This is a genomic window from Clostridium sp. LS, assembly GCF_002760435.1.
GTDB lineage: Bacteria > Bacillota > Clostridia > Clostridiales > Clostridiaceae > Clostridium.
The window spans coordinates 1-10,521 of the sequence record NZ_AUUU01000177.1; the positions used below are offsets into that span (position 1 = coordinate 1).

The following is a 10,521-nucleotide window of genomic DNA, read 5'->3' on the forward strand; positions in this document are numbered from 1 at the left end:
ACAACCAATGGTTTTGGAGACCACTACTCTACCGTTGAGCCATACCCCTAAGACAATAATCATTATATAACACATTTATAAATAAAGCAACAAGTTTTTTTCTTTTATTGCATGTGAATACTTTACTAATATATAAAATAAAAACTATACTAAAAATACATAAAATAATACGCACGTTTAGTATAGAGAATATTTTTGTGTAATGGTTTTGTATAAATATAACTTATATTATGCTGCATTATTTGAAACAGATGCTCCTGCTGGCTTTGCCCATTTTGATAATTCTTTTACATTATACAAAATTAAATCGTCAAAAGACATATCACCATAATACTTCCAAAGTTTCACTGTATTATAACCTGATAGATCTATTTTAGTTTCAGTTTCTCCATCAACTATTATAATGACTTTTTTGGAATCCAAATTATTTAATTTTATAAATTCGGAAAGTTCATGATTATCAAGCATAATAGTATTTAAATTCAAAGATTTAGTAAGATAATCAAAATCATTATTAAGAGTTATAAATTTATAATCACTTAGTGATTTCAATTTATCTTCATAGAGTTTCATGTTCTTATCAAATTCTTTTATAGCTTCATTGTAATTTTCTTCATAATAATCCCTATTCTGAGGATCTCGGTCTTGAATAGCTGATTTTACGTTGTATAACGCTATTTTATATTCTTCTGCACCTTCAAAATAGTACGGATTTTCTTTGGTACTACCAGCATTAGTATAGTTTAGTAGCTTTATACCTCTAGATAAATTTATTATGCCTAGGTTACCCTTCTTCAATTCATCAATAAATGAATTTGTCCAAGGCTCAAATGAAGTACCTGAGTAAATAAATAAATCCATATTTGATATATTATTTAGAACATCCTCGCTATATTTAAATTCACTAATGTCTTTATCATTAGTAAACATATACTCTGCATTATTTTTCTCTTTTATAATCTTCTTAACCATATCATACTGTGGTTTACAAACTGTAATTATGTTTAAATATTTATCTCTACTTTCAGTTTTATTATTTTCTGTATTAGCCAACAATGGACTAGAAAATAAACTCATACCAAGAGATAATGCAATGGTTATTATCACCATAGCAAAGGTAATCTTTTTCAAAATAAGTCACCTCCAAAATTCAACTTATTTTCATTTTAACTTTTCTAACTTATTATTATTTAATATTTCCTGCTAAAATTCAATTATTTAAACATAGAATATTTTGTTAGTATAATATGTGAAACGTATATTACTTTCTTATTCATCTGTTAATTTAAGTTTAGTATACATTTGTTTTTATTATACCAACTTATTTAGAATAAATATATACAAATTTATTACATTTTTTCTGAATATTAAAATTTATACTGTAATGATTATAAGTTTATAATATATTTTTTTAGTAAATATTATTAATAATTTGCTTTTATAAAATTTTAAGATACAATAAAAAAGATAAGAATATAAATATTCATTTTTATTATGTGATAATAAAAAATATATATGTAAATATTAATTTAAAATCCTATAATGTAAGATTTCAATTCTCACTTAAAGGAGGCATTTTATGGAATTTGAAGTTTATAATGTAGCTGATACTACAAAATTAGGAATACAATTAGGAAAATTATTAAATGCTGGTGATATAATTTGCTTAACTGGTGATTTAGGTGCAGGTAAGACGCATATTACAAAAGGAATTGCGCAGGGTTTAGGAATAAATGATACTATAACAAGTCCAACTTTTACGATTGTCAACGAATATGAAAGTGGCCGATTAAAGCTTAACCACTTTGATGTTTATAGAGTAAGCGATCCTGATGAAATTTATGCTATTGGATTTGATGATTATATATTTTCTGATGCGGTATCTATCATAGAATGGGCAAATTATATTGAAGAAATTCTTCCAGCTGATTTGCTTCATATAAGCATAAAAAAAGATTTTTCTAAAGGGGAAGATTATAGAAAAATAATTTTAACTCCTTATGGAGATAGATATAATTATATAGAGGAGTTGAAAATATGATTATACTTGCAGTGGATTCATCTTCAAAAGTTGCAACAGCTGCCTTAATGAAAGATGATAAATTACTTGGAGAAATAACTTTAAATGATAAAAAAGAACACTCTGTTATATTAATGGCTATTATTGAGAACTTATTAACTGCTAATAATTTAAGTATTAGTGATATTGATGGCTATGTGGTTTCTAAGGGGCCAGGTTCTTTCACTGGGCTTAGGATAGGAATGGCAACTATAAAAGGCCTTAGTTTCGGAAGCGGCAAGCCATATGTTAGCGTGTCAAGTTTAGATGCCCTAGCCCTTAGTGTGGCTAATTTTGATGGAATTATATGTCCTATAATGGATGCACTAAGAAATAGCGTATATACATCATTATATAAAGGGCACTCAAACGTTATAAATACATATAATGAGTCAAATAACATAAATGTAGAATCCGCGCCACCTATCTCTTTAGAAAAACTTTTGGATTATTCTGCACTTGATATTAATGAATTAATAGAACTTATTAAATCCAAAAATGAAAAAGTAATTTTTATAGGCGATGGAGTTGATAAATACAAAGATTATTTAGCTGAAAATTGTCCAAATTCTTTCTTTCCACCTAATCATCTTAATTTAATTCGTGCCTCTTCTTTAGGTGAAATAGGAAGTATATTATTACGAAATGGCAAATGTGATGATTCAAACTCTAGTCCTTTTTATCTAAAAAAACCTCAGGCTGAAAGAGAATATGAGCAAAGGATGAAGTAAAATGTGTGTAATTATTGATTTAATGAAGGAAGAAGATATCGATGAAGTTTTAGATATCAGCTCTCTAAGTTTTTCTATTTGCTGGAGTAAAAATTCTTATATTCAAGAATTAACTAATCCTGTTGCAAAATATTTTGTCGCTAAAATCGATGGAAAAGTTGTTGGTTTTGCAGGAACTTGGATAGTTCTAGATGAATCGCACATAACAAATATAGCCGTGCATCCTAACTATAGAAAGCAAGGTATTGCTTCTAAGCTTCTTAAAGAATTGCTTAACCATTGTAAAAAGCAAGGATGTGTCGCTTACACTTTAGAAGTTAGAATAAGTAATACAGCTGCTAAAGCTCTTTATGAAAAACATAATTTTAAACAAGATGGAATTAGAAAAGGCTATTATGAAGATAATAAAGAAGATGCTGTATTGATGTGGTTAAAAGAAGAATAAACTATAACTTAACAATAAAAGACACTTGTTAATTAAGAATATATACAAGTGTCTCTCTTATTTAATCTTATTCTCGAAAACTACTATTTAAATCAATTCAATTTCATTACTCTCTAAGATATCTATAATTTGATCATTTGGTTTTTCATCTGTTATTATAGCATTTATATCATCAATCATGGCAAATTTATAATTGCCATCTACAAAAAATTTTTTATTTTCCATAACCAGAAATGTCTTTTTACTAGATTGTATTATTGTAGCTTTAGTAATTCCGTCTTCAATTTCAAAAGTAGTTATACTTTTATCAAATGCATCAATTCCGCAACTTCCTATAAAGGATTTATCAAATTTATACCTTTTAATAAAATCATTAGTTGCAGATCCTATAAAACCATTTAAAGATTTATTTAAAACTCCAGCTGCAAGCACTACTGTGATATTAGAATTTGAAGCTGATAAAATATTCGCTATCTCAAGCATATTTGTTACCACTGTAACTCTCTTTGAAGTGTTTAAAAGAGCTTTCGCTATTAAAATATTAATTGTAGATAAATCTAAAAATATAGTTTCTCTGTCCTCTATTAATTTTAAAGCTTTCTCAGCAACCACAGTTTTAGTTGAAATATCAATGTTTTCCCTTTCAGAAATATCATGCAACTGAGATGACTGCCTAACCTGAATACCTCCTCCATATGTCCTTTTCAATTTACCTGTATGTTCTAATTGTTTTAAGTCCTTTCTAATGCAATCCTCTGTTACCTTGAACCTTTGGCTTAAATCCTTGACTTTAACTTTTCCCTGCATATTTAAAATATTTAATATTTCATTCAATCTTTCTTCAGTAAACATACACTCATTCTCCTAATATTATTCTTCAATAAAAATATTTATATAAATTAAGGGACTTTCAAAATTTAAAAAATATTTTGATAGCCCCTTATATTAACGGTTATATAATAACTGTACAATTCACCGTTTTATTTCCTATATTAAATTATATCCTTATTATAGCATTAAAAACAATACTTATTATTGTTCTTTCTCGAAATCTGATTTTGGCACTCCACATAGAGGGCAAACCCAATCTTCTGGAATATCCTCAAATTTTGTTCCAGGTGCTACACCATTATCTGGATCACCTTCAGCCTCATCATAAATATAACCACATACTGTACAAATATATTTTTCCATAATAAAACCCTCCATAAATTTATAATTTAATATTTTAATATTTTATATTGCATATCTCTATTATTACTTTTTTTCCCGCTCCTATACATCCTTAATATTTCCCACGGTATTTCATACTATATATTAATTGATTTAATAATTATCATTCGGAATAATATAACTCTATTAATGTTACTATATTGATATATTACCATAGAATTCATTATTATTCAATACTTATTATTAATTAACTTTTATTATTTTATTATATCTATTATACTTTTATCTTTAATACTAACTCATCTATCCATATATTTCCTTAATATATATATTCCATATTTTGATAACCTAATGCATGAAAATAAAGCTGTAACAAAATATTTTCGATCATTTTGTTACAGCTTTATATATAGATTATATTTTATATAGTTTTTGTTTTATTCTCTTTAGTCCCGAAGTTAGATTCAACTTTGAAGATTGAAACCGACACTCTTTTATATAGTAGATAAGTTAGTACTGATACCATAATTGCCTTAACACCATTAAAGATTATCAATGCCCAAACATAATTTTGTAATACATCTGCAGGCATATTCATTCCATAAGCTGGTAATAGGAAGTATACATTTGCTACAATTCCCATGACTTCCATTATAATTCCGCCTAAAATCATTCCTACTATAGCGTTTTTCTTATTTTTATTTCTATAATAAATAAATGATGCTGGTAAAATTAGTGATACTCCAATTAGAAAATTTGCAGTTTCTCCTACAAATCCTGTTTGGCTTCCTCTAATTAATGGAATTAAAAGATTTTTAATTAATTCTATTAATATTCCTGCTACAGGCCCGAACCCAAATGCGCCCAACAATGCTGGAACATCACTTAAGTCAATTTTAAGCCACGAAAATGCAGGTATTATTGGAAAATCTAAATACATAAGTATAATTGCAATTGCTGATAATAAAGAAATTTTGATTAATTTACTTGTTTTTTCATTCATATTCTCTGCCTCCCAAAAGATTATCTTCTTGGTGTAGCTTATTAGGTCTTTAATTTTCAATTTATTCTTACTTTATCTAACTTATACATTGTCAATTAATTTATTTGTATTATTAAAAGAACAAAAGCCCTGATGTAAAATACATCAGGGCATATAATCAAACAAATAAGAATAAAGAAAATCTTTCTTCCTAATAGGTTACCTTCTTTCATCCAGACTATACTGTCGGCTTCGGAATTACACCGAATCTGCTTTACTAAAGCTCGCGGGCTATACCGCCGGTAGGGATTCACACCCTGCCCTGAAGATATATTATTATTTTGAATTTATTATATAACTTTATTATAAGTTTTGCAATATATTTTTATTTTTAGATTTACCCCTCTATAAAGTTTTAAAAATTCTATAATAAAATATATTTTATATTTTAAATCGATTCACCTCTTTTTCTAAAATAATTGTACTTTCTTTTGACTTATTAATTAACTCGGCCACCTTACTAGATTGCATTTTAATATTTATTGAACTTTCAGCATTTTCAGTTGTATCCTTAGCTCCTTCATTAGCAGCTTTTGCTACCTCTGAAATTACTTGTGTCATGCTTTGTATAGATGATAAAAGTTCTTCTGTTGTGGCACTAAAGTCAGTCATTAAACTATCTATATATTGGGAATCTTCGCTGTAGCTGTTTCCAACACTCATAAATATTTCATAATCAGCTGTCACTTCCTTAGAAACAAAATTTAATAAATTACTTGAGTTATCTGAAAGGTTATTAACAGCGACAATAACTTCATTAGTCACTGATTGTATCTTTAATATAGTATCTTTAGATTGTTCAGCAAGTTTTCTAATTTCATCTGCCACAACAGAAAATCCTCTGCCAGCTTCTCCTGCTCGTGCTGCTTCTATAGCTGCATTTAGTGCAAGTAAATTTGTTTGCGCTGTAATATCCATAATTGACTCAGATAAAACTCCAATATGCTCAACTACTCTTGCATTTTCTAATGCTTTCTCTAATTCCTTTCCAGTTTTAAATATTATATCCCCAGTTTTTTCCTTAGCCTCTTCAACCTTTAATTTAGTATTATCAGCTCTCAAATTAATTTGTGCAGCCGCTTCTGATCCTTCCTGGGATTTTTGTGCAATAGATCTTACTGCCATTTCAATTTCTTGTGAGCTAGCTGACATTTCCTCCGATGAAGCTGCTGTTTCTTCCATACTTGCAGCTAATGTTTCTGTTGTATCAGATATGTTTTTTATATTTTCATCTAATCCTAAAATATTTTTATCAACTTCCTGAATAACTGAATAGATAGCTTCCGATTCATTTTGTATCCTTTTAATTAAATCTTTAACTGATAATTTCATAGTTTCCATAGATACTGCAAGATCTCCAAAATCATCTTTTCTCCTTAAATACCTTTCAGGTAATTTTACCGAGAAATCTCCAGTTGCAATTATTTTCATATGCTCAATTGCAGTATTCAATCCATTCATAATTTCTCTTGATATTAACAATGTAGCAGTTAAAGCTAAAATAATATCTATAGCTAGCAAAATAAATATTAGTCTTTTGTTATTGTTAAAAGTATTTGTTGTAATCTCACTTTGTGCTGCTATTGCGTCATTAATGTTATCAATATAATTACCAGTTCCAACTACCCATCCAAAAGGCTCATAGTATTTACTATATGATCTTTTAGGTAAAGCTTCTGTTTTTCCTTCTTTAGGAAACCAATATTCTGTATATCCTCCATCTTCCTGCATTCCATTTTTAATAATTTCCTTTATCATTTCATACCCATTAACATCTTTTGCATTTAAGCGATTTGTCCCCTCTGTTTTGCTTCCTAGTAAGACTACATTTTGGCCATCTGTTGTATCAATCCAAAAGTATCCGCCATCTGCATATCTTAGATCACGAACTAAATCTGCTGAAAGTTTTTTTGCCTCATCTAAAGTGTACTCACCCTTTTTATATTTATTGTTAATACTATCAAGTAGTGAAATTACACTATTTACTTCACTTTTAATATGATTATCGTAATCTTGCCGAACAGTCTTTTCCAATATCTCTAGGGCTGCACGGTTCGCTTCAGCCTGCTTTTGAATATTAATAACTGTAATACCTGTAATTGCAATAAAAACCATAAAAATTAATAATAAAATCTTTGTTCTTACTTTAAAGTTACTTAACATAAGAATCCCCCCCTAAAGTTTATCACTTAATGTAGTAATAACCCCATAACTAATATCATCTTCAATTTATTACATTATATATTAAATTATAACACATTTTTAAAAACGTTTACAATTATATTACTATGGAATATAATATTAAGAAATGTCCTTAGAATTTATGCCGCAAAATAAAATTATTTGTCTGTATTTGTTTTACTAAAATTAAACCTGGAATTAGTTAAATTATCTTCAACCTTCTTACAACTCATTTATATAATAAAAAAGAGTAAGACTTTTTAATCTCACTCCATAACATAAAATTATGTATTCAAAATAAATACTAACAACTGGTTATTTTATTGTCCTATTAGCTTATCTGTCTTTAATATATGTTCTGTTAACCAATCATTTAAGAAATTCAAAATCTTCACTAAGCTGTCATCTTGATTTGCATCAATATGTTTATAATCTATTTCTTCAAGAGTTTTAATAAATTTATCATGCTCTATTTTTTGAGTAAAAAGTCTTTTATAATTTATACTTTCCATGTATTCTTCTTCTGATTTAAAATGAAAAATAGTATAATCCTTTAATTCGTCTAGTATTCCTACTATTTTATCATATTTATCAAGTGCAAATTCGTCTTTTAATAGCATATATGCTTTATCTGCTAATTCAAAGAGTTTCTTATGTTGCTCATCAATATGTTCTATTCCTATTTTATACTCTTCTTTCATTTCATACATGAATAAAAATACCTTCTTTCTATAAAAATTTAATATAAATTAAGCATATTTTATATAAATATATCATTTTTTTCCGACAAAGTCACTAAGATTATTTTTTTTCATCTTGTAACTTGCTTAATATTTTTTTATCATATCGAGTTACTTTTACAACAACTAACTGTTATATTTTATTGCAAAAGTAATGGCTGATTTAAAATCTTAAGTTTTGCCTTAGTATTTTTTCAACTAGTTTAATGTAATCATCTTGATAAGCAAACATCTTATTTGACAGCATAGTAGCAAGGCCATGTACCATTGCCCACATGGCAATAATATGTTGCGTATATTGTTCTTCTTTAGCATTTATACTTCTCAGGTAATCAATAGCACAGTTTTTAAAAATATTAAATGTGCCATAGCCGCAGCTCTCTAAATTATTATTTTCTATAATAACTTCACTTTCGTAATTCTGGGAAAAGGCAAATCTTAAGTAATCCGGATTCTCTACCATGAACATAACATATTTTTTTCCTAACTCAATAATTCTATCATATGGGGCATGCGTCCTATATTTTTCCACTATTTCATTTAGTGAATTTCCAAAATTGCTAAATACATATTCTGATATGGCATTAATTAAATCTTCCTTACTTTTAAAATGCTTATACGGTGCTGCATGACTTACATTACATAAAGCAGCAACTTTCCTAAGCGAAAATTTTTCTGCGCCTTCTTCATTATATAACTTTAATCCTGTCTTAATTAAACTCTCTCTTAAATCACCATGATGATATTTATCATTTTGCATTTAAAATACCTCTTTTCTAAAATCAGTTCAATATTTAATATTATGATATCATGATATGTTGACACTGTAAACTTAAAGTGCTATCATATCATTAAGTTACCAGTGTAAACATAAATATATTATATACCTAAATAATTTATATAGAAAAGGAGAATTCTTATGTTATTAGTTCACGATTTAAATTCTACTGATTCAAATGAAATTAAGCCCCTGATCCCGCCTGGGACTAAAGTACTTTCAGAGGAAGTCAATAATATAAAAGGATGTATAGGATGCTTTAACTGCTGGATCAAAACTCCTGGTAGATGCATTATAGAAGACTCATATACAGAAATGCCTAAATATATTTTAGAAGGCGGCACTTTTGTGATTATTACAAAAATAAAGTATGGCTGCTACACATCCTATGTAAAAAATGTTATTGATAGATCTATTGGCATTTTGCTGCCATTTTTTCAAACTGTTAACGGCGAAATTCATCACTTGCCGCGTTATAATAATAATTCCCTTAAATTCATTACAATAGGATATGGTGAAGACGTTACTCCCGAAGAAGAAAAGACTTTCAAAGATTTAATTAAAGGAAATGCTATTAATTTTTGTGTCGGTGATTATAAATCCTTTGTAGTAAAAAATTTATCAGAAATTAAAAATATACTTGAATGCTTATAGGAGGTATGGATTTATGACTAACTTATGTATTATAAACGGAAGTCCAAGAAAAGGAAAAGGTACTTCTGGCTATCTTATAAATGAATTAATAAAATTATTTAACGGTAATATTAGAGTAAAAGAATATTATATAAGTAATCTTATTGCCAATAAGACTTTACTTAGTGAAATAACTTCCTATAACAAGATTATTTTTGTTTCTCCTTTATACGCAGATTGTTTTCCAAGCACCATGCTAGAATTCATGTCCGTTTTCGAAGAATTCATCAAAGAAAAAGGCAATGTAAAATTAGATATGTATTGTCTTGTTAATTGTGGTTTTATAGAGGGTACTCAAAATAAGACAGCTATTAATATTATGAAAAACTATTGTAATAGATTGAAATTCAATTGGCGTTGTGGAGTTGGACTAGGTGGTGGCGAATTCATTGCTGGTTCTAAGGATATGCCTCTTAATTCTCGAATGAAAAGACCTGTATATAACGCCTTCTTAGCTTTAAAAGAAGATATTGAAAATTCTAGTTATGAAATCAAAAATGACATACTTACTAATGCTAAAATGCCTAAATTTATATTTAAAATCGCCGGAAATCTTGCATGGAAAGCCATGGCCAAAAAGAATAATTTAAAACCAAAAGATCTTTATGGGCAGATTTATTAGTTAAACAACATGTAAACTAGACTTATGTGGTAGCTTACCGAAATAATAAATATTTTT

Annotated in this window: 12 protein-coding genes and 1 riboswitch; of the genes, 5 read left to right on the forward strand and 7 right to left on the reverse strand. The window is 27.9% G+C overall.

Annotation, left to right across the window (positions count from 1 at the left end; translation table 11 throughout):
- Positions 1-228 precede the first annotated feature (228 nt).
- Entirely contained in the window at positions 229-1,131 is a 903-nt protein-coding gene (locus COL3_RS25480; protein ID WP_008423563.1) for a zinc ABC transporter substrate-binding protein, read from the reverse strand.
- A gap of 448 nt (positions 1,132-1,579) precedes the next feature.
- On the opposite strand from COL3_RS25480, the gene tsaE reads away from it, so the two are divergent.
- From tsaE to rimI, 3 genes are read left to right on the forward strand one after another with little or no spacing between them, the layout of a single operon-like run.
- Positions 1,580-2,041 carry a tRNA (adenosine(37)-N6)-threonylcarbamoyltransferase complex ATPase subunit type 1 TsaE gene (gene tsaE / locus COL3_RS25485; RefSeq protein WP_008423562.1) on the forward strand — a complete coding sequence of 154 codons (462 nt, stop codon included), beginning with the start codon at positions 1,580-1,582 and terminating at the stop codon, positions 2,039-2,041.
- Positions 2,038-2,790 carry a tRNA (adenosine(37)-N6)-threonylcarbamoyltransferase complex dimerization subunit type 1 TsaB gene (gene tsaB, locus COL3_RS25490; protein ID WP_008423561.1) on the forward strand — a complete coding sequence of 251 codons (753 nt, stop codon included), beginning with the start codon at positions 2,038-2,040 and terminating at the stop codon, positions 2,788-2,790. The genes tsaE and tsaB overlap by 4 nt, the downstream gene beginning before the upstream one ends.
- Position 2,791: 1 nt before the next feature.
- On the forward strand, positions 2,792-3,235 hold the full coding sequence (gene rimI, locus COL3_RS25495) for a ribosomal protein S18-alanine N-acetyltransferase (RefSeq protein ID WP_008423560.1): 444 nt from the start codon (positions 2,792-2,794) through the stop codon (positions 3,233-3,235).
- Positions 3,236-3,322: 87 nt separating this feature from the next.
- On the opposite strand, the gene COL3_RS25500 is transcribed toward rimI, so the two are convergent.
- The 6 genes from COL3_RS25500 to COL3_RS25525 all read right to left on the reverse strand — a co-directional run bounded on the left by COL3_RS25500 (position 3,323) and on the right by COL3_RS25525 (position 9,131).
- A complete protein-coding gene (locus COL3_RS25500; RefSeq protein ID WP_008423559.1) occupies positions 3,323-4,087 on the reverse strand; it encodes a DeoR/GlpR family DNA-binding transcription regulator in 765 nt (254 codons plus the stop codon).
- Between the two features lie 180 nt (positions 4,088-4,267).
- Positions 4,268-4,429 carry a rubredoxin gene (gene rd / locus COL3_RS25505; protein WP_008423557.1) on the reverse strand — a complete coding sequence of 54 codons (162 nt, stop codon included), beginning with the start codon at positions 4,427-4,429 and terminating at the stop codon, positions 4,268-4,270.
- 400 nt (positions 4,430-4,829) lie between these two features.
- Complete coding sequence (locus tag COL3_RS25510) at positions 4,830-5,411, reverse strand: ECF transporter S component (RefSeq protein WP_008423555.1); 582 nt, start codon at positions 5,409-5,411, stop codon at positions 4,830-4,832.
- 196 nt (positions 5,412-5,607) lie between these two features.
- Positions 5,608-5,724, reverse strand: a riboswitch (FMN riboswitch).
- Between the two features lie 107 nt (positions 5,725-5,831).
- On the reverse strand, positions 5,832-7,613 hold the full coding sequence (locus COL3_RS25515; protein ID WP_008423554.1) for a methyl-accepting chemotaxis protein: 1,782 nt from the start codon (positions 7,611-7,613) through the stop codon (positions 5,832-5,834).
- 338 nt (positions 7,614-7,951) lie between these two features.
- Positions 7,952-8,341 (reverse strand): bacteriohemerythrin, encoded by a 390-nt coding sequence (locus COL3_RS25520; protein WP_008423552.1) that lies wholly within the window; start codon positions 8,339-8,341, stop codon positions 7,952-7,954.
- 193 nt (positions 8,342-8,534) lie between these two features.
- Positions 8,535-9,131, reverse strand: coding sequence for a TetR/AcrR family transcriptional regulator (locus COL3_RS25525; RefSeq protein WP_008423550.1), 597 nt, complete (start codon positions 9,129-9,131; stop codon positions 8,535-8,537).
- Positions 9,132-9,290: 159 nt separating this feature from the next.
- On the opposite strand from COL3_RS25525, the gene COL3_RS25530 reads away from it, so the two are divergent.
- Positions 9,291-9,803: a flavodoxin family protein gene (locus COL3_RS25530; protein ID WP_008423548.1), complete on the forward strand. Its 513-nt coding sequence runs from the start codon at positions 9,291-9,293 to the stop codon at positions 9,801-9,803.
- 13 nt (positions 9,804-9,816) lie between these two features.
- Complete coding sequence (locus COL3_RS25535; RefSeq protein ID WP_008423546.1) at positions 9,817-10,464, forward strand: hypothetical protein; 648 nt, start codon at positions 9,817-9,819, stop codon at positions 10,462-10,464.
- The last annotated feature ends 57 nt before the right edge of the window (positions 10,465-10,521 follow it).

What these genes read in the sequence shown, in the direction of transcription:
- tsaE (WP_008423562.1), top strand. Translation starts at nt 1,580, where the DNA reads ATGGAATTTGAAGTTTATAATGTAGCTGATACTACAAAATTAGGAATA.
- tsaB (WP_008423561.1), top strand. Translation starts at nt 2,038, where the DNA reads ATGATTATACTTGCAGTGGATTCATCTTCAAAAGTTGCAACAGCTGCC.
- rimI (WP_008423560.1), top strand. Translation starts at nt 2,792, where the DNA reads ATGTGTGTAATTATTGATTTAATGAAGGAAGAAGATATCGATGAAGTT.
- COL3_RS25500 (WP_008423559.1), bottom strand. Translation starts at nt 4,087, where the DNA reads ATGTTTACTGAAGAAAGATTGAATGAAATATTAAATATTTTAAATATG.
- rd (WP_008423557.1), bottom strand. Translation starts at nt 4,429, where the DNA reads ATGGAAAAATATATTTGTACAGTATGTGGTTATATTTATGATGAGGCT.
- COL3_RS25510 (WP_008423555.1), bottom strand. Translation starts at nt 5,411, where the DNA reads ATGAATGAAAAAACAAGTAAATTAATCAAAATTTCTTTATTATCAGCA.
- COL3_RS25515 (WP_008423554.1), bottom strand. Translation starts at nt 7,613, where the DNA reads ATGTTAAGTAACTTTAAAGTAAGAACAAAGATTTTATTATTAATTTTT.
- COL3_RS25520 (WP_008423552.1), bottom strand. Translation starts at nt 8,341, where the DNA reads ATGTATGAAATGAAAGAAGAGTATAAAATAGGAATAGAACATATTGAT.
- COL3_RS25525 (WP_008423550.1), bottom strand. Translation starts at nt 9,131, where the DNA reads ATGCAAAATGATAAATATCATCATGGTGATTTAAGAGAGAGTTTAATT.
- COL3_RS25530 (WP_008423548.1), top strand. Translation starts at nt 9,291, where the DNA reads ATGTTATTAGTTCACGATTTAAATTCTACTGATTCAAATGAAATTAAG.
- COL3_RS25535 (WP_008423546.1), top strand. Translation starts at nt 9,817, where the DNA reads ATGACTAACTTATGTATTATAAACGGAAGTCCAAGAAAAGGAAAAGGT.